Raw genomic sequence first — 18,909 nt, 5'->3', positions numbered from 1 at the left:
CATGGCCCAACCCGGCGGCGGCTTCGACCTTTCCCAGCTGATGCAGCAGGCGCAGCAGATGCAGCAGAAGCTCGTCGAAGCCCAGGAAGAGCTGGCCAACACCGAGGTCACCGGCACGGCCGGCGGCGGGCTGGTCACCGCGACCGTCTCCGGTGACAGCCAGCTGAAGAGCCTCCGGATCGACCCGAAGGTGGTCGACCCGGACGACGTCGAGACGCTGTCCGACCTGATCGTCGCGGCGGTCCGCGACGCGTCGGCGAGCGCCCAGAAGCTCACCGAGCAGAAGCTCGGCCCGCTGGCCGGCGGCCTCGGCGGTGGCGGCGGCATGCCGGACCTCGGCAGCCTCGGCTTCGGCGGCTGACGAACTTGTACGAAGGTGTCGTCCAGGACCTGATCGACGAGCTCGGGCGCCTGCCCGGGGTCGGGCCGAAGAGCGCCCAGCGGATCGCGTTCCACCTGCTGGCCACCGACCCGGCCGACATCGCGCGGCTGCAGGACGTGCTCGGCAAGGTCAAGGAGGGCGTGCAGTTCTGCGAGGTCTGCGGCAACGTCTCCGAGCAGCAGAAGTGCCGCATCTGCCGCGACGAGCGCCGGGACCTCACGGTCATCTGCGTGGTCGAGGAGCCGAAGGACGTCCTGGCGGTCGAGCGCACGCGCGAGTTCAAGGGGCGCTACCACGTCCTCGGCGGCGCGCTCGACCCGCTGTCGGGCATCGGCCCGGAGCAGCTGCGGATGCGCGAGCTCCTCAAGCGCATCGGCGAGGCGGACATCAAGGAGATCATCATCGCGACGGACCCCAACACGGAGGGCGAGGCGACGGCGACCTACCTGGTTCGGATGCTGCGGGACTTCCCGGGGCTGAGCGTCACGCGGCTGGCCTCGGGCCTGCCGATGGGCGGTGACCTCGAGTTCGCGGACGAGCTGACCCTGGGCCGCGCGCTCTCCGGCCGCCGCGCGCTCTAAAGCGTCGTGAGCGGTGAAGGGGGTTAGAACCCTCTTCACCGCTCACGACGACTCAGCAGTAGCCGAGCTGCGCCAGGGTGTCCACGACGATCTCGGACGGGTGGTACTTGTCCATCCAGGACTCACCGCGCCGGTTCTGGTACGTGTCGAGGAAGTTCTGCAGCTTGTCGCCGCGCATCTCGGTCAGCACGACCGTCTCGCCGAGGTGCTGCGGTGTCTCCGTGCGCTCGCGGTGCACCGCGCACGGCAGGCCGAGGTAGTAGCACTCCGCCGAAAGACCACCCGAATCGGTGACGACGTACTCGGCGCGCGCCACCAGCGGCAGGAACTTCAGGTACCGCATCTTCGGCTGGACGATGAACTGGTCGTCGAAGATGTTCCCGATGCCCAGCGCGCGGATCTTCTCGCGCTCCGGCGCGCCGGCCATGTACAGGATCGGCATCTTGCGGCTCTGCTCGCGCAGGATTTCCAGCGCCTCGCGGTACTTGTCCGGGCGCGAGACCAGCTCGAAGCGGTGCAGCGTGGCCAGCCCGAACTTCTCCGGCAGGTTCGGCACGTCCAGCGGTTGGTCGATGGCCAGGCGCATCGCGTCGATCGCCGTGTTCGCCTCGGTGTCGACGACCACGCCGCGGGCGTTGCGCAGGTTGTTGACCTCGCGGGCGCTCGGCGCGAAGTGGATATCGACGATCTTCGCCGCGATCTTGCGGTTCAGCTCCTCCGGCAGCGGCGAGAGGATGCTGCCCGACCGGGCGCCCGCCTCGACGTGCCCGACGCGGGACTTGAGGATCCGCTTGCCGATCAGCGAGCCGTACGGCGTGGTGAACGTGTCGCCGTGCACCAGCACCAGCGGCGGACGGCCGTCCTCGGTCAGCGCGGCGCGCAGCTCGTGGCGGCGGCTCCACGCGGTGCGCAGCACCTGCGCGGCCCAGCCCGGCACCTGCGCCGGCGACTCGAGGTTGTGGGCCTTGTCCTCCGGCACCAGCCAGACGTCCGGCGCCGGCATGTTCAGGTCCGCGAGGACGTCCGCGACCTCGTCGACGTGCTGGGCGGTGAACCAGATCTTCGGCCGCATCCCGCGCTCGCGGATCCCGTGGTAGACCGGGGCGATCTTGATCAGTTCCGCGGTGGTGCCGAGAATGAAGGAAATCACCGTGAAGCCCATTTCTGGTCGGGTGCGGTGGCGTAAGGATACTGGCCGACCTGCCACGGGAGCTGCCGGGTAGCCTCGGCACGGTGAGTGCGAACCCGCTCCTCCCCTCGCTCAGCGTCGTGATCCCGGTCTACAACGAGCAGGACTGGATCGAACGCAGTGTCGGCGCGCTGCTCGCCTCGGCGGCGGCCGCGAGCTGGCCGATCGAGGTCGTCGTGGTCGACGACGGCAGCACGGACGCCACCCCGTCCCGCCTCGACGACCTGCGCGAACGCCACGGCATCACGGTGCTGAGCCAGGCCAACTCCGGCCGGTTCGAGGCCCGGCGGGCGGGCATCGCCAAGTCGTCCGGCGAGTGGGTCGCACTGCTCGACAGCCGCGTCGTCGTCGACGAGCACACCCTGCCGTTCCTGCGCGAACAGCTCGTCGAACACCCCGAGCGCGCGGTCTGGAACGGGCACATCAACGTCGCTTCCGAGCACAACCCGTACGCCGGTTTCCTGGCCGGCCTGGTCAAGGTGCCCTGGCGAAAGTACTGCGCGAACCCGCGCCTGATGTCGTACGGCATCGAGGAGTTCGACGTCTACCCGAAGGGGACGACGTTCTTCTGCGCCCGCCGCGGCCTCCTGGAGGGCTCGGTGACGGCGTTCGCGTCGCTGTTCGACGACCTCCGCTTCGCCAGCGACGACACGCGCATGCTGCGCTGGATCGCCGAGCGCGAGCGGATCTGGCTGGCCCCGGAGCTGTCGGCGACCTACCACGGGCGCGACTCGTTCAAGAAGTTCACGCAGCAGGCCTACTTCCGCGGCACGACGTACGTGGACTCCTACATCGCCTCGCCCGGCCCGGCCCGCAACGCCCTGTTCGGCGCGCTCGCGGCCGGTGCCGTCGGCCTCGTCTTCGCCGCGAAGAAGCCGAAGACGACGCTGGCCGCCGGGGTCCTCGGCGCGGTCGCGGCGGGCCAGGTCGTCAAGAAGTGCGGTGCGACCGGCCCCGAGGCCCGCGCGGTCACCAAGCTGCTGCCGGTGTTCGCCGGCGGCTTCGGCGCCGGTGTCCTGCGTGGACTGGCCATGGCCGGGCGCGCCCGGCTCCGCCGTCGATGAGCACCGAAGTGGACACCCCGGCCGCCGCGCGCAGCGGGCGCACGACCGCGGGCAGCCTCGGCGGCTCGCTGATCGTGTCCATCGGCCTCGGCTACCTGCTCACCGTCGCCTGCCAGCGGCTGCTGCCGCCGCAGGAGTACGCGGTCTTCGTCACCTTCTGGGGCCTGCTCATGGGCCTCGGCAGCACGCTTTCGCCGCTGGAGCAGGAGCTCTCGCGCCAGTCGGCGGTCGCCGCGCTCGCCGGGGGCAAGGCGGGCCGCCCGGCGCTGCGGGCGGTCGCGGTCGGCGTGGTCGTCGCGGCCGCGTTCTCGCTCGCGCTGCTGATCCCGCCGGTCAACGCCAAGCTGTTCCACGGCGAGTGGTCGCTGGCGGTGATCGTGCTGGCCGGCGGCGTCGCGTTCGCCTGCCAGTTCGGCACGCGCGGGCTGCTCATCGGGCAGCACAAGGTCAAGGCCTTCTCGCTGCTCGTGATCGCCGAACCGGCCGTGCGCGCCCTGATCCTCGGCGTGCTGTTCGTCTCGGTCGCCTACAACGTCGTCTCGCTGGCCATCGCGGTCGCGGCCGGCTCGTTCGCCTGGCTGCTGTTCGCGCGCCCGGCCCGGCAGCTGCTCGACTTCCACGTCGAGGGCGACGGCTGGGGCGTCACGTCCCGCCGGATGGGCATGCTCCTGGTCGGCGCGGCCCTGACGGCGGCGGTCATCACCGGCTACCCGGCACTGGTCGGCCTGCTGGCCCCGGGCGGCGACGGCGACCGCGTCGGCTCGCTGTTCGCGGCGCTGGTCATCGCGCGGCTGCCGCTGACGCTGATCGGGCCGGTGCAGTCGCTGGCGGTGCCGTTCGTCGTCCGGCTGTCGGTGACGGCGGAGGGCCGCCACCGGCTGCGCCGCGTGCTCGCTCTTGGCGCGGCGGCGTCGCTGGCTCTGGCCGCCCTCGGCGCGCTGGTGGGGCTGTGGCTCGGCCCGTGGGCGGTCCGGTTCGTCAGCGGGCCGAAGTACGACATCGACGGCTGGTCGGTGGCCGGGCTCGTCTGGTCGTCGGTGCTGCTGGTGCCGATGCAGCTGCTCACCGCGGTGCTGGTGGCCCGCACCCAGGCGAAGCTGGTGCTGGCGACCTGGGCGGTGGTCACCGGCACGGCGTCGCTGGTGCTGCTGTTCCTGCCGGGCGACACGGTGTTCCGCGCGGTCGTGGCCCTCGCGGTGGCGCCGACGCTGGGCCTGGCCGTGGTGCTCGCCTTCGTCCTGCGGCGGGCGCCCGAGCCGGTCGAGGCCGACCCGGACGCTGCCTGAACTCAGCCCCGCGGCGGGGTCTGCGGCAGGTCCAGCCGGTACACGCTGACCGTGCCCGAGCTGAACGTCTTCGTCAGGCCCGGGAGCCCGGTCAGGCCGCTCAGCCCCGGCGCCAGGCTGAAGGTCGACTGGCCCGTCCAGTGGTGGCCGTCCGTGCCGACCGTCGGGGCCGACGAGTCCACGTACACCCAGCGGACGTTCTTCGCCCTCAGGATGTTCTGCACCTGGGGGTCTTCGGGGAAGTCGTTGAACTTCGCCAGCAGGGTGATGTTGTCCTCGATCGGGCTGTGGCCGTCCGGGACGATGTTGAGGATCGGCAGGTCGTAGTCGACGTACAGCAGCGTCGAGCCGTCGTTCGCGTTGTTGAGGATCGCCTCGCCAGGGGCCGCGTTCTCGTGCAGCCACTTCGCCGCCGCGTCGTCGGCCGCGTTGTAGCGCACGAACTGCGGAGTCGCGTAGCGCTGGCTCAGTGACAGCGCGCCGGTGTTCATATAGCCGCGGAACGTCGTCACCGTCAGCACGCCGAGCAGCACCACGATCAGCCCGAAGGCCACCGCCGGCCGGAGCCGCGCCGGGACCGGGTTGCCCTTCCGGACCGCGACCACGACCAGGCCCAGCGCCACGAACAGCACCCCGGCCAGCGGTGGGATCAGCAGGTAGACGTGGGTGTCGAGGCGGTTGGCGACGCGGTAGTAGTACCGGCCGATCGTCGCGCCGAAGCCGGAGTTCGGCGAAAAGTGGAAGCTCACCATCACCGCGGCCCAGAACAGCCAGGCCGTCAGCAGCGGCCACGCGCGCCGCGAAAGCAGCGCGGCGGCGACGCCCGCCAAGCCCAGCAGGCCGAGCACCAGCTGGCCCATCACGCCGCTCGGGTCGAAGTAGCCGCCGTAGGGCAGCCGCGCGACCAGCTTGAACGACTCGCCCAGCGGCGAGCCCGGGATGTTGGCCGGTGCGTCGACCACCGTGCCGCCGCCGAGCCGCAGGAGCGCCAGCACGTCCGGGACGATGAGGACGGCGGCGACCACGCCGGTCAGCACCAGCGGCAGCAGCGCCCTTGCGAAGGCGAGCCGGCCCGCCTTGGTGAACAACAGCCCGGCCATGGCCGCGACCGTCGTCAGCGCCACCGAGGTCAGCGCGCTCGGGTGCAGGTTGAACGCGCCGGCCGCGGCGACACCGACCAGCACCGCGCGGCCCCAGTTGCGCTTGCCGAGCACCAGCATCACGGCGACGAGCCCGGGCATGAGCGCCATCGCGGCCGCGTTCGGCAGGACGCCGCCGTCGTGGGCGAAGGCGATGCCGGGGCGGTACAGCTGCACGGAGACCAGCGCGGCGACGCCCGCGGCGAGCTCGACCCAGCCGCGGCCGAGCCTGCCGTGCCGGAGGACCGCCGCGGTGAAGGCGGCCACCGACAGCGGCAGCGCGACCACCATGAACGCGACCGTCACCAGGTTCAGCGACAGCATCGTGTCGCCGAAGACGTCGGTGAGCAGCGCGCAGAGGTCGGTGAAGCCGGGCGGGTAGAACTGGACGTTCGTGTCGTGCACGACGTCGATCGGCAGGATCTGCCACGGCGCGGCCTTGCCGGTGAAGTGCGTGAAGGCGGTCAGCACGGCGTGCGTGACGGTGTCGTGCTCCTGGGTCGGCGTCCGCCACGACCCGAGCCCCTTGTGCCACACGCGGATGCCGAGGCCGACCCCGGCGACGGCGATCAGCGCGCCCAGCACCTGGGCCGCCACCCCGGCGCGGCCGGTCAGCGTGCGCAGCCGCGGGTCCTCGGCGGGCTCGACCGGTGCCCCGCCCGGGCGCCGCCGGCGCAGCAGCCACCGCACGCCGCCGAGCGCGAGCAGGACGACCACGAGCGCGACGATCGTCGTCAGCAGTCCGAAGCGGAGCCCGGTGACCCCCGTGAAGAGCGACACCAGCAGGACGAACCCGGTGGTCAACGGCGCCGAGAGGCCCGCCAGCCACAACCGTTCGCGGACGCCGGTGACCAGCAGAATCAAGAATCCGGGAAGCAATACCACCAGGATTCCCACGGCCAGCCGGACAGCTTCGGACAACATGCCTTCTCCGATCAACAAAGCCGTCAACGCCCGGAGTCTATGGGTGGCCGCGGTGTGCCCAGGATGCGGGTGACCAGCGAACTGACGTGCACGGTAGCGTGGCCGCCGCCGTCCGGAAGTGTGCAACGAGGCATCGGCACGGATCAGCGTGAAATGGGAAGGGACAATGGGGTTTCTGCTCGTTCTGGCCGCATTCTGGGTGCCGGGTGCGGTTTTCGGGGCGGCGATCGGCCTGCGCGGCTGGACGCTGGGCGCGGCGGCGCCGATCCTCACGTTCGGGGTCGTGGCCCTGGCCATTCCGCTGCTCGGCGGCACGGGCATCCGGTGGACGGCGCTCTCCGTCGCACTGTGGACACTGGTGGTCTCGGCCGCCGGCTTCGCGGTCACCTGGGCCGTCGCCCGGTTCAACCGGCACCGCCGTCCGGACGCCGAAGCGCCCGAGCGCCCGCGGTGGTCGTGGCGCGCGCACGCACTGACGGCGCTCGGCGTCGCCACCGGGATGGCGGTCGGCGCGCTCACCGTCCTGCGCGGCATCCCCACGTCCGGCACGGTCAACCAGAACTGGGACGCGGCGTTCCACGCCAACCTCGTCCGCTGGATCGCCGAGCGCGGCGACGCGCGCCCGTCGACCATCGGCACCATCGCGAACCTGCCGGACGAGACGCACTACTTCTACCCGGACACCTACCACGCGCTGCTCGCCCTGCTCTTCGGCAAGGGCGGGCTGACCGTGATGCCGCTGCTCAACTTCGCGTCCATCGCGGTCACCTTCGCGGTGCCGCTCGGGGTGGCCGCGATGTGCCGCGCGTGGCGGCTCCCGCCGGTGACGGCCGCCGCGGCCGCCACCGCTTCCGCCTGCTTCACCTCGTTCCCCTACGACCTGTTCTGGCACGGTCCGGTCTGGCCGTACGCCGCCGGCGTCGCGCTGGTCCCGGCCATGCTCGCGGTGGTCCGCCTGCTGCTCGAGCCGGGCGGGGCGACCGGGCCGCTGGCCGTCGGGGTCGGGGCGGGCGGCCTGGCGGCCCTGCACACCAGCGTCGTGTTCGTCCTCGTCGTCTACTGCGTCCTGATCCTGGCCGCCGTGCTGCTGAAGTTCGAGCCGATCGACTGGAAGCGCGCCTGGCCGTCGCTGGTGGCGGCCGCGGTGCTCGCCGCCGGGCTCGGCCTGCCCCAGGTGCTGCCCTCGCTCTACAACGCCGGTGGTGTCACGTCCGCGGTCTGGGGCAACGCGGCGACCGTGACCGGCGCGGTGGGCCAGACGGTCACGTTCTCGCCGATGGCGGACTTCCCGCAGTGGTGGCTCGGCCTGCCCGCGCTCGCCGGCATCGTCCTGCTGGCCCGGCAGCGGAAGGCGGTCTGGCTGGTCGGCGCATACGTCGTGCTCGGCGGGCTGTACGCGGCGACGGTCTCCATGGAGACCGGCCTGATCCACCTGCTGACCGGGCCGTTCTACAACGACAACTACCGGATCGCCGCGCTGCTGCCGCTGATCGGCGCGGTGGGCTTCGGCGAGTTCGTCAACACCGCGACGGCGTGGTTCGCGGCGAAGGTCCGGCCCCGGCTGCCCAAGCTGCACCCGGCCGCGCCGGTCCTGGCCGGCGTGGTGCTGCTCGCGGCGGTGATCGGCGGGTTCAGCCGCGGGTACGCCGGCCTCAACGCCGTCCACGTGAACATCGGTTACCGCGGCTTCCCCGCGGTGAGCGCGGACGAGGAGACGGCGTTCGCCTGGCTGGCCGAGCGAACCGTCCCGGGTGAGCGCGTCCTGAACGACCGCTTCGACGGGTCGGTCTGGATGTACGCGCTGCAGGGCGTGAAGCCGACCCAGTGGAACTACTACGGCGCCGAGCCCGCCAGCGACGTCGGCTACGTCAGCGCGCACGCGAACCGGCTGGAAGCCGACCCCAGGGCGCGGAAGATCCTGTGCGAGCTCAAGGTCCGCTTCGCCTTCGTCGGCAAGGGCAACGCCATTCCCGACGTGCCGAACGACGCCGGTCTGCTGGACCTGGACACCGCTCCGGGGTTCAAGCTGGTCTACCGCAACCCCGGTGCCTCGATCTACGAGATCGAGGGGCAGCAGGACGTCGTCGAGGCCGGGTCCGCGGCGGGTGAAGGCCGGTGAAGAGCTAGAGTGATCCCGTGCCTGCGACATCGGTGACCAGCCGCCGCGTGCTCATCGTGATGCCCGCCCTCAACGAGTCGGCGAGCGTCGCGTCGGTCATCGAACAGGTGAAGCGCGCCCTCCCGGAGGGCGACCTGCTGGTCGTCGACGACGGCTCGGTGGACGACACCGCGAAGCTGGCCCGCGCCGCGGGCGCCGAGGTGGCCCGGCTCGCGGTGAACCTCGGGGTCGGCGGCGCCATGCGCACCGGGTTCCGCTACGCCGCCGCCCGCGGCTACGACGTCGTCGTGCAGGTGGACGCCGACGGCCAGCACGACCCGGACGAGCTCGACGCGCTGCTGCGCGGCCTGGCCGACGCGGACATCGTGATCGGCTCCCGGTTCGCCGGCAAGGGCGCCTACAAGGCCAGCGGGCCGCGCAAGTACGCCATGGTCGCGCTGTCGATCGTGTTCTCGCGGCTGGCGAAGACCCGGCTCACCGACGTCACGTCGGGCTTCAAGGCGATGGGGCCGCGCGCGATCCGGCTGTTCGCCGGCTACTACCCGGCCGAGTACCTCGGCGACACCGTCGAGTCGCTGGTCATGGCCATCCGGGCCGAGCTGACCATCAAGGAGATCCCGGTCATCATGCGTGAGCGCGCGGGCGGCACGCCCAGCCACTCGCCCGTCAAGTCGGCCGTCTACCTGGGCCGCGCCGGGCTCGCGCTGCTGCTCGCGCTGGTCCGCCGCCGTCCCGCGGTCGACTCCTCGGACTCGGCGTAAGGAGCTTGGGAAGATGCAGGGCTGGCGCATCCTCAGCATCGTCATCGCTTGCTTGGTGCTCTTCGTCGTCATCGAGATGATGCGGCGGCGCAAGCTGCGGGAGAAGTACGCGGGCGTGTGGCTGGTCGTCGCCATCGGCGTGGTGGTGCTGGCCGTGATCCCGGCGGCCGCGCAGTTCCTGGCCCGGCTGACCGGGGTGGAGACCCCGTCGAACTTCGTCTTCCTCCTGGCCGGCGTCGTGCTGGCCCTCGTGTCGCTGCACCTGTCCACCGAGACCGGGCACCTCGAGGAAGAGGTGCGCACCTCGGTCGAGGAGATCGCGTTGCTGCGCTGCGAGCTCGAAGACACCCGGCGGGAGCTGGCGAGCCGGATCGCCGAGCTGGAGGCGAAGACGGCCGCGCCCGACGACGTCAAAGGGCTCCCGGAGGTCGAGCGCGTCAGCAAGTGACGCCCTGGTCGAAACCCTGCTCGCCGCTCCGGCGCGGCTGGGCCGGGTGCGGGTGCTGGCCATCGACGGCCCGTCCGGCGCCGGCAAGTCCACTCTGGCCGCCCGGGTCGTCGCCGGGCTGACCGCCCGCGGGTGCCGAACGGCCCTGGTGAGCACCGACGCCTTCGCGACGTGGGACGACCCGGTTTCGTGGTGGCCCCGGCTCGTCGACGGCGTCCTGCGTCCCCTGGCGGCCGGCCTGCCCGGCGCCTACCGCCGCATGGACTGGACCACTGGGGTACCTCGTCCGGGTGAGCTCGTCCGGGTGGCCGTGCCGGAGGTTCTCGTGCTGGAGGGCGTTTCCAGCGGCCGCGCTTCGGCAAGACCCCTGCTTTCGCACCTCTGCTGGCTCGATGGCGGCCCGGAGGACGGCAGGCTGGCCAGAACCGTCGCCAGGGACGGTGAGGCCGCACGGGCCGAACTGGGCCGCTGGCAACGGTTCGAGCGCGGCTGGTTCGCCGTCGACGGCACCGCGGCAGCGGCCGGGACCCGACTTTTGTAGGGGACGAAGCGGTCACCCTGCGTGTGCGAGGCACTCCGGATCGATCAAGTCGACGAGCGGTCACAACACGACCGGCCTAATCTCGGTACCGCCATCTGAGTTAGGGATCGGCCACCGCACGCAGCCGAAGGCCGCGAACAGTCACATTCTGTCGCAGTTTATGGACACAATGCGGTCAAATCGGTGCCCACGTAGCGCGATCGTAACCTCACGTACTTAAGCCTGGGCCGAGTTCCCGCTAGTGTCGCGGGGCACACCGATCGTCCGTCGAGTTCCTGACCGACCGGACGGTGACTTTGATCCCGAACATCTCCCAAGGGGTGCCAGATGCAGCAATTGCGGCTGACCCGAACACGCCGCGTGGCCCTGATCGGGCTGAGCGGCGCGCTCGCGGTTTCGCTGTCCGCCTGTGCGGAATCCAAGCGTGACGAGGGCGCAGGGGGTGGTTCCGGGGGCACCATGATCTTCGGCGCGGCCGGTAACCCGAAGTTGTTCGACCCGATCTTCAACGACGAGGGCGAGACCTTCCGGATCACGCGCCAGATCTTCGACACGCTGATCCAGAACAAGCCGGGCACCGCCGACCTCGAGCCCTCGCTGGCCGAGAAGTGGGAGCCCAGCAACGACGGCAAGACCTGGACCTTCTCCCTCAAGCAGGGCGTGAAGTTCTCCGACGGCACCGCCTTCGACGCGACCGCGGTCTGCGCCAACTTCGACCGCTGGTACAACATGAAGGGCGCCGCCGCCCAGAGCCAGATGATCTACTACGCCGACGTCTTCGGCGGCTTCGCCAAGAACGAGAGCGACGACTACAGCGACCCGGTCTACAAGAGCTGCGAAGCCAAGGACCCGGCGACCGCCGTCGTGAACCTGAACAAGGCGAAGGGCGCCTTCCCGGCGGCCTTCACCCTGCCGTCGTTCGCGATGCAGAGCCCCACCGCGATGAAGCAGTACAACGCGGACCAGGTCACCCAGTCCGGCGACTCGTTCACCTACAGCGAGTACGCGAACAAGCACCCGGTCGGCACCGGCCCGTTCAAGTTCGACAGCTGGGACCAGGGCAAGGGTGAGATCACCCTGTCCAAGAACGACACCAGCCCGAGCCAGACGGCCAAGCTCGACAAGCTGATCTTCAAGGTGATCCCGGACGAGAACGCCCGCAAGCAGGCGCTCAAGGCCGGCGACATCCAGGGCTACGACTACCCGGCGCCGGCCGACTACGGCCTGCTGCGCAACGAGGGCGAGCAGGTGCTGGTGCGCCCGCCGTTCAACGTGCTCTACCTGGGCATCAACCAGTCGGGCCCGGCCGGCGAGAAGCTGAAGGACGTCCGCGTCCGCAAGGCGCTGGCCTACGGCATCAACCGCGAGCAGTTCGTCAAGAGCAAGCTGCCCGAGGGTGCCGAGGTGGCCACCGAGTTCGTGCCGAAGACGATCGCCGGCTACACCGACGACGTCACCAAGTACCCGTTCAACCAGCAGCAGGCCAAGCAGTTGCTGCAGGAGGCCGGGGCGACGAACCTGACGCTGAAGTTCTACTACCCGACCGAGGTCACCCGGCCGTACATGCCGAACCCGGCGGACGTCTTCACCTCGATCTCGGAGGACCTGAAGGCCATCGGCATCAAGATCGAGCCGGTCGCCAAGCCGTGGAACGGCGGCTACAAGGACGACGTCCAGAAGTTCGGCTACCAGGACCTGCACCTGCTCGGCTGGACCGGTGACTACAACGACGCCGGGAACTTCGTCGGCACGTTCTTCGGCCGCACGAAGAAGGAGTTCGGGTTCGACAACCCGCAGCTGTTCCAGGCGCTGGCCGCCGCGGACGCTTCGCCCGCCGGCGACGCGCACGCCAAGGCGTACCAGGAAGTCAACAAGCAGATCATGGACTACCTGCCCGCCATCCCGATTTCCTACGGCCCGCCCGCCATCGTGGTCGGCCCGAAGGTCAAGGGTCTGGTTGCCAGCCCGCTGACCGACGAGCGGTTCAACACCGTCACCGTGAACTGACGGCTCAACGCCGCGAGGCATGGGGTGGGTGCTACCGCACCCACCCCATGTTCCGTACTCAGCGGGCTGCCACCTAAGGACTGCAAGTGCTCCGTTTTCTCGTGCGTCGGCTGCTACAAGCGATACCGACGCTGCTCATCCTGTCCATCCTGGTCTTCGCCTGGCTCCGTTCGCTGCCCGGAGGGCCCGCGGCCGCCCTCCTCGGCGACAAGGCAACGCCGGAGAAGATCGCCAACCTCAACCACGTGCTGGGGCTCGACCAGCCGGTCATCATCCAGTACTTCAAGTTCCTCGGCCGCGCGATCACCGGTGACTTCGGCGCCTCGCTGGTCTCCACCCAGCCGGTGATGTCGGAGATCGGCACGTTCCTGCCGGCCACCATCGAGCTGGGCATCACCGCGATGATCATCGCGGTGGCCATCGGCATCCCGGCCGGCTACCTCTCGGCCCGCTACCGCGGTGGCGTCGCTGACAACGTGATCATCGTGCTGACGCTGATCGGCGTCGCGGTGCCGGTGTTCTTCCTCGGCTACATGATGCAGGACCTGCTGGCCGGGCCGCTGGGCCTGCCGTCGCAGGGCCGGCAGACCGCGGGGCTCGACGCCACCGCCGTCACCAACTTCGCCGTCCTCGACGGCATCATGACGAGCGAATGGGACGCCGTCTGGGACGCGATCAGGCACCTGATCCTCCCGGCGTTCGCGCTCGCCACCATCCCGCTCGCGGTGATCACCCGGATCACCCGCGCTTCGGTGCTCGAAGTGCTCAACGAGGACTTCATCCGCACGGCCAACTCGAAGGGCCTCACGCAGCCCGTCGTCCGGCGGCGGCACATCCTGCGCAACGGCCTGCTTCCGGTGGTCACCACCATCGGCCTGCAGACCGGCGCGCTGCTCGGCGGCGCGGTGCTGACCGAGCGGGTGTTCAACTTCCGCGGCCTCGGGTTCCTGCTGGCCGAAGGCATCGAACGGCGTGACTACCCCCGGCTCCAGGCGCTGCTGCTCTTCGGCGCCCTGGTGTACGTGCTGGTGAACATGCTGGTCGACGTCTCGTACGGGATCATCGACCCGAGGGTGCGTGTGCGATGAACACTCTGCTGAACAAGAAGAAGGAACCGATCGACAAGCTCGCCGCGGCGAGCGGCAACAGCCTCGGCCGCGAAGCACTGCGGCGGATGCTGCGCAGCCCGGTCGCCATCACCGGTGGCGTGATCACCGGCCTGTTCGTGCTGCTGGCGGTGTTCGCGCCGCTGATCGCGCCCAAGGACCCGTTCGAGCGCTACCTGCAGGACAAGGTCGCCCTCGGCCAGGGGATCATCCCCGGCGCCCAGCCGGGCTACCCGCTCGGCGTGGACGACTTCGGCCGCGACGAGCTGTCGCGGCTGATCGTCGGCGCGCAGAACACCCTCCTCGTCGGTGTGCTGGCCACGGTCATCGGCGTGCTGCTGGGCATCATCATCGGCGGGCTCGCCGGCGCGTTCGGCGGCTGGGTCGACACCGTCCTCATGCGACTGGTCGACGTCATGCTGTCGGTGCCGTCGCTGCTGCTGGCGATCTCGGTGGCGGCGCTGTTCGCCAAGCCGAGCCAGTGGACGGTGATCCTCGCCGTCTCGCTGATCGGCGTGCCGATCTTCGCGCGGCTGCTGCGCGGTTCGATGCTGGTGCAGCGGGGCAGCGACCACGTCCTCGCGGCGACGTCGCTGGGCGTGAAGCGCGGGGCGATCGTGTTCCGGCACATGCTGCCGAACTCGCTCGGCCCGGTCATCGTGCAGGCCACGCTGACCCTGGCCACCGCCATCCTGGAGGCCGCGGCGCTGTCGTTCCTCGGTCTGGGCGACCCGGACCCGAACCGGGCGGAGTGGGGCATCATGCTGAGCAAGGGTGCCCGGCAGTTCCTCGACGTCCGGCCCGAGCTCGCCTACTACCCGGCGATCGCGATCATCATCGTCGCGCTCGGGTTCACGCTGCTCGGCGAGTCACTCCGCGAAGCCCTCGACCCGAAGAACAGGCGGTGAAAACCGATGGCACTCCTTGAAGTCCGTGACCTCACGGTCCAGTTCGTCCGCCGTGGCGAGCAGTCCTTCACCGCCGTGGACAACGTCAGCTTCGACGTCGAGCCGGGCCAGACGGTCGGCCTGGTCGGCGAGTCCGGCTGCGGCAAGTCCGTGACGTCGCTGGCGATCATGCGGCTGCTGGCCAAGCGCGGCAACAAGGTCAGCGGTTCGGTGCGCTTCGAGGGCACCGACCTGCTTCGCCTGTCCGACAAGGACATGCGCGACCGCCGCGGCCGCGACCTCGGCATGGTGTTCCAGGACCCGCTGTCCTCGCTGAACCCGGTCATCCCGATCGGGCTGCAGATCACCGAGGTGCTGGAACGCCACCGCGGGATGTCGCGCAAGGCGGCGTCCGTCGAAGCGGTGGACCTGCTGGACAAGGTCGGCATCCCGGACCCGTCGCGGCGGCTCTCCGAGTACCCGCACCAGCTTTCCGGCGGGATGCGGCAGCGCGCGCTGATCGCGATCGCGCTGGCGTGCCGTCCGCGGCTGCTCATCGCCGACGAGCCGACCACCGCGCTGGACGTCACCATCCAGGCGCAGATCCTGGCGCTGCTGCGGGAGCTGGTGCAGGACACCGGGACCGCGCTGATCATGATCACGCACGACCTCGGCGTCGTCGCGGGCCTCTGCGACGAGGTCAACGTCCTCTACGGCGGCAAGATCGTCGAGCGGGCGCAGCGGCACCAGCTGTTCGCCGAGCCGCGGCACCCGTACACGCACGGCCTGCTCGCTTCGATCCCGCGCCTGGACGCGGGCCGCGGTGAGAAGCTGATCCCCATCCGGGGTTCGGTGGCCGACAACATCCCGTGGGACCACGGGTGCGCGTTCGCGCCGCGGTGCCCCAACGCGCTGCCGGTCTGCCGCGAGGTCCAGCCGCAGCTGGTGCCCGACCGGGCCGGGCTGCTGCGCTGTCACAACCCCGTGCGGCCCGCGGTCGCCGCGGGAGGAGGAACCCGATGACCCGTCCTGCTGGTGACGTGCTGCTCGAGGTCACCGACCTCAAGGTGCACTTCCCGATCAAGCGCGGCATCGTGATCGACCGGACGGTCGGGCACGTGTACGCGGTCGACGGCGTCGACCTGGCCATCCGCCGCGGCGAAACCTACGGCCTGGTGGGCGAATCCGGGTGCGGCAAGTCCACTTTGGGCCGGGCGATCCTGCGGCTCAACGAGCCGACCGCCGGTTCCGTGAAGTTCGACGGCACCGACGTCGCGCACCTCAAGGGCGAGGAACTGCGGAAGGCCCGGCGCCGGATGCAGATGATCTTCCAGGACCCGATGTCCAGTTTGGACCCGCGCCAGTCGGTCGAGTCGATCCTGCTCGAGGGCATGCACGCGCACGGCCTCGACAAGGACAAGGAAGCCACCCAGCGGCGGCTGCGGCAGCTGCTGGCCGCGGTCGGCCTCCCGGAGACGTCGCTGCGCAAGTACCCGCACGAGTTCTCGGGCGGGCAGCGCCAGCGCATCGGCATCGCCCGGGCGCTCGCCGTGGAGCCGGACCTGATCGTCGCCGACGAGCCGGTGTCCGCATTGGACGTTTCGGTGCAGGCCCAGGTGGTGAACCTGCTGGAGGATCTGCAGCAGCAGCTCGGCCTGACCTACGTCGTGATCGCGCACGACCTCGCGGTGGTGCGGCACATCTCCGACCGCATCGGCGTGATGTACCTGGGCGCGCTGGTCGAGGAGACCGACGCGGACTCGCTGTACCGGGAGCCGCTGCACCCGTACACGCGGGCGCTGCTGTCGGCCATCCCGGTGCCGGACCCGCAGGTCGAGGACACCCGCGAGCAGATCCTGCTCGCCGGTGACCTGCCTTCGCCGGCGAACCCGCCGTCGGGCTGCCGCTTCCACACGCGCTGCCCGTGGCGGCAGGCGAGCCTGTGCGACACCGACCGCCCGCAGCTGCGCGAAATCGGCGGCGGGCACCGGGTGGCGTGCCACTACGCGGAGGACATCCGCGACGGGCGCATCCAGCCGCACGAGGTGGAGCCGGAGCTGGTGGAGCTCACCGGGGCGCTCAACCCCGACCTGGGCCCGCCGGACATCGGCACCTCCGCCGAGATCCTCTGAGGGTGCGGCCGGCCGGGACTCGTCCCGGCCGGCCGTTCTCAGTTCTCCAGCTCGGCGGCCCGCGACTGCAGGTACGCCTGCTCCGGCAGGCTCAGTGTCCGCCGGGCGGCGGCCAGGTACGCCTCGCGGGCCCCGGCGGGGTCCCCGGCCCGTTCGAGCAGGTGCGCGCGGACGGCGTCGACGCGGTGGTGCTGCGCGAGGTGCTTTTCAGCTTCACGCAGCTCCGCCAGCCCCGCTTCGGGGCCGTGGACCTGCGCGAACGCCACCACCCGGTTCAGCGTCACCATCGGCCCGGGCGCGACGACCCGCAGCAGGTCGTACAGCGTGAGTATCTCGGCCCAATCGGTGTCTTCGCTCGTCGGGGCCTCGTCGTGGACCGCGGCGATCGCCGCCTGCAGCTGGTACGGGCCGACGGGGGTGGTCGCGAGTGCCTTGGTGATCAGCGCGACGCCTTCGTCGATGAACGCCCGGTTCCAGCGCGTCCGGTCCTGCTCGGCCAGCGGGACGAGGGCGCGGGTCGCGTCGACGCGGGCCGGGCGCCGGGCCTCGGTCAGCAGCATGAGCGCGAGCAGCCCGGTGACTTCGCCGTCGTCCGGCAGTTCCGCGCGCAGCTGCCGGACCAGCCGGATCGCCTCGGTGGTCAGCTCGACGCGGCTCAGCGCGTCTCCCGAGCTGGCGGTGTGGCCCTCGGTGAAGATCAGGTAGAGCACCTGCAGCACCGCGGCCAGCCGTTCGGGCCGGTGGTCGTTCGTGAGCCGTTCGCCTTTCAGCTTCTGTTTCGCGCGGCTGATCCGCTGCCCGATCGTGGCCTCGGGGACGAGGAAGGCCCGCGCGATCTCGGCGGTGGTCAGCCCACCGACGGCCCGCAGGGTGAGCGCGACCTGCGACGGCGGGTTCAGGGCGGGGTGGCAGCAGAGCAGCAGCAGCGTCAGCGTGTCATCGACCCCGCTGACCGGTTCCCGGCCCGGCGGCTCGTTCTGGGCGACGGCTTCCTCCCGCCGTCGCCGCGCGCTGTCACTGCGCCACTGCTCGACCCGCCGCCGCGACGCGGTGGTGATCAGCCACCCCTTCGGGTGATCCGGGACGCCATCGACCGGCCACTGCAGCGACGCGGCGAGCAGCGCCTCTTGAACGGCGTCCTCACAGGTGTCGAAGCCGCCGTACCGCCGCACGAGCGCGGCGAGCACCTGCGGCGCGAGCTCGCGGAGCAGGCTTTCGACGTCGGTCACAGCTCCGGCCCGTGCAGCCCCATCACGGGCCGCACCTCAACCTTGCCGAAGGACGCTTCCGGCACCTTCGCGGCGATCTCGAGGGCGCGGTCTTCGCTCTCGCAGTCGAGCAGGTAGAAACCGGCGAGGAACTCCTTGGCCTCGGCGAAGGGCCCGTCGGTGCGGCCGAGGGATTTGGTCAGCTCGGGATAGGCGAGACGTTCGGAGACGATCCGTTCACCGGAGGCGTCCAAATCGTCGTTGAGCTGCCGGTAGTAGGCGAGCCCGGCGGCGCGTTGGGCGTCACTCATGCCTTCCCAGGCCGCGCGCGACTCGGGGTTGCCGTAGATCAGGACCACGTATTTCACTGGTGCCTCCTGTCGAAATCTCCTCCGGCGGCGCCTACGTCTCCTGTGCAAGCACCCGACCCGAGGAGAATGGCACGAGCGAGCATTCAGATCCGCGAGCTGACGGCGGCGCGCGAGGTGGCGATGGGTGGTCCTCGCTGGTGGCCGCTCTGAAGTCCTGACCACCTGCTTGTTGGGCCATCCCAGCTCCCCGCTCTTCCTTACAGGGCTCCGGCGAGTTCGAAGGGCCTCCCAGCTGCCGCCCCGGCCCGAACGGGACGCTGAAGAGCAACCCGCACCCCAGCCAGACCTCCCCCCACCCCGATCCGAAGCTCCCACACGGCCGGTGGTGCCGGGTCAAGGCACGCTTTCCCGCCTTGACGCGGTACCACCGGCCGTAGTGACAATCAGACTTCGGGGTGGTGGGCACCGCAACTCGCTCAGGCCGGCGACAACTCCGGACGGAGGCCGACCAGCAGATCTCGCGTCTACCACCGAACACCGCAGCAGTAACCGACCTGCCGGACTCCCCGCCCTCCCTGGGGGGCGTGCCCAAGTCCAGTCTATCGGCCGGCACCGTCGAAATCGCTCGATCGGGGTTTGTCCACCGGAGTTGTCCACAGGTGGTGGGGATTGTGGATAACTTCGGTGGACAGGTGGGCCCCCAGCCGACCCGAACGCCGGATTGTTCAACGGCCGTCACGCCGCGTCAAGGCGGGAAAGCGTGCCTTGACCCGGCGTGACGGCCGCTGATTCGGGGGCGGTTAGGGTGGGGAGGGGGGTGTGGG

General features: G+C 70.5%; 17 protein-coding genes. 13 read left to right on the top strand and 4 right to left on the bottom strand.

Annotated elements, in window-relative coordinates:
* The first annotated feature begins 1 nt into the window (after position 1).
* Together ACWEGE_RS21965 and recR are read left to right on the top strand one after the other, a co-directional pair.
* On the top strand, positions 2-361 hold the full coding sequence (locus ACWEGE_RS21965; RefSeq protein ID WP_103343527.1) for a YbaB/EbfC family nucleoid-associated protein: 360 nt from the start codon (positions 2-4) through the stop codon (positions 359-361).
* Between the two features lie 5 nt (positions 362-366).
* Entirely contained in the window at positions 367-963 is a 597-nt protein-coding gene (gene recR, locus ACWEGE_RS21960) for a recombination mediator RecR (protein WP_086671624.1), read from the top strand.
* A gap of 52 nt (positions 964-1,015) precedes the next feature.
* Here the strand turns inward: recR and ACWEGE_RS21955 are convergent, their stop codons facing one another.
* On the bottom strand, positions 1,016-2,125 hold the full coding sequence (locus ACWEGE_RS21955) for a UDP-N-acetylglucosamine 2-epimerase (protein WP_449662303.1): 1,110 nt from the start codon (positions 2,123-2,125) through the stop codon (positions 1,016-1,018).
* Between the two features lie 71 nt (positions 2,126-2,196).
* On the opposite strand from ACWEGE_RS21955, the gene ACWEGE_RS21950 reads away from it, so the two are divergent.
* Positions 2,197-3,216 carry a glycosyltransferase family 2 protein gene (locus tag ACWEGE_RS21950; protein ID WP_449662302.1) on the top strand — a complete coding sequence of 340 codons (1,020 nt, stop codon included), beginning with the start codon at positions 2,197-2,199 and terminating at the stop codon, positions 3,214-3,216.
* Positions 3,213-4,502, top strand: a complete 1,290-nt coding sequence (locus tag ACWEGE_RS21945; protein ID WP_449662301.1) for a lipopolysaccharide biosynthesis protein — start codon at positions 3,213-3,215, stop codon at positions 4,500-4,502. Before ACWEGE_RS21950 ends, ACWEGE_RS21945 begins: the two co-directional genes overlap by 4 nt.
* 2 nt (positions 4,503-4,504) lie before the next feature.
* Here ACWEGE_RS21945 and ACWEGE_RS21940 read toward each other — a convergent pair whose 3' ends face one another.
* Entirely contained in the window at positions 4,505-6,565 is a 2,061-nt protein-coding gene (locus ACWEGE_RS21940; RefSeq protein WP_449662300.1) for a DUF6541 family protein, read from the bottom strand.
* Positions 6,566-6,731: 166 nt separating this feature from the next.
* Here ACWEGE_RS21940 and ACWEGE_RS21935 point away from each other — a divergent pair, with 166 nt between their 5' ends.
* From ACWEGE_RS21935 to ACWEGE_RS21895, 9 genes are all read left to right on the top strand, one after another.
* On the top strand, positions 6,732-8,684 hold the full coding sequence (locus ACWEGE_RS21935) for a DUF6541 family protein (protein WP_449662299.1): 1,953 nt from the start codon (positions 6,732-6,734) through the stop codon (positions 8,682-8,684).
* Positions 8,685-8,743: 59 nt separating this feature from the next.
* Positions 8,744-9,445, top strand: coding sequence for a glycosyltransferase family 2 protein (locus ACWEGE_RS21930; RefSeq protein WP_449662507.1), 702 nt, complete (start codon positions 8,744-8,746; stop codon positions 9,443-9,445).
* Between the two features lie 13 nt (positions 9,446-9,458).
* Positions 9,459-9,893 carry a DUF2304 domain-containing protein gene (locus tag ACWEGE_RS21925; RefSeq protein WP_449662298.1) on the top strand — a complete coding sequence of 145 codons (435 nt, stop codon included), beginning with the start codon at positions 9,459-9,461 and terminating at the stop codon, positions 9,891-9,893.
* Between the two features lie 4 nt (positions 9,894-9,897).
* Positions 9,898-10,434: a uridine kinase family protein gene (locus ACWEGE_RS21920; RefSeq protein WP_449662506.1), complete on the top strand. Its 537-nt coding sequence runs from the start codon at positions 9,898-9,900 to the stop codon at positions 10,432-10,434.
* A 327-nt stretch (positions 10,435-10,761) separates the two neighbouring features.
* Entirely contained in the window at positions 10,762-12,441 is a 1,680-nt protein-coding gene (locus ACWEGE_RS21915) for an ABC transporter substrate-binding protein (protein ID WP_449662297.1), read from the top strand.
* Between the two features lie 86 nt (positions 12,442-12,527).
* Positions 12,528-13,529 carry an ABC transporter permease gene (locus ACWEGE_RS21910; RefSeq protein ID WP_449662296.1) on the top strand — a complete coding sequence of 334 codons (1,002 nt, stop codon included), beginning with the start codon at positions 12,528-12,530 and terminating at the stop codon, positions 13,527-13,529.
* Positions 13,526-14,455, top strand: coding sequence for an ABC transporter permease (locus ACWEGE_RS21905; RefSeq protein WP_449662295.1), 930 nt, complete (start codon positions 13,526-13,528; stop codon positions 14,453-14,455). Before ACWEGE_RS21910 ends, ACWEGE_RS21905 begins: the two co-directional genes overlap by 4 nt.
* 6 nt (positions 14,456-14,461) lie before the next feature.
* Positions 14,462-15,457, top strand: coding sequence for an ABC transporter ATP-binding protein (locus ACWEGE_RS21900; RefSeq protein ID WP_449662294.1), 996 nt, complete (start codon positions 14,462-14,464; stop codon positions 15,455-15,457).
* Entirely contained in the window at positions 15,454-16,566 is a 1,113-nt protein-coding gene (locus ACWEGE_RS21895; RefSeq protein ID WP_449662293.1) for an ABC transporter ATP-binding protein, read from the top strand. Before ACWEGE_RS21900 ends, ACWEGE_RS21895 begins: the two co-directional genes overlap by 4 nt.
* Positions 16,567-16,604: 38 nt before the next feature.
* Here the strand turns inward: ACWEGE_RS21895 and ACWEGE_RS21890 are convergent, their stop codons facing one another.
* Together ACWEGE_RS21890 and ACWEGE_RS21885 are read right to left on the bottom strand one after the other, a co-directional pair.
* The gene (locus tag ACWEGE_RS21890) at positions 16,605-17,795 is read right to left on the bottom strand and encodes an RNA polymerase sigma factor (RefSeq protein WP_449662292.1); all 1,191 of its coding nucleotides are present in this window, start codon (positions 17,793-17,795) and stop codon (positions 16,605-16,607) included.
* Positions 17,792-18,142: a YciI family protein gene (locus ACWEGE_RS21885; RefSeq protein ID WP_449662291.1), complete on the bottom strand. Its 351-nt coding sequence runs from the start codon at positions 18,140-18,142 to the stop codon at positions 17,792-17,794. The genes ACWEGE_RS21890 and ACWEGE_RS21885 overlap by 4 nt, the downstream gene beginning before the upstream one ends.
* Positions 18,143-18,909 lie beyond the last annotated feature (767 nt).

The sequence above is a fragment of the Amycolatopsis sp. NPDC004747 genome (genome assembly GCF_053601335.1).
This window is presented reverse-complemented; position numbering and strand designations above follow the sequence as displayed.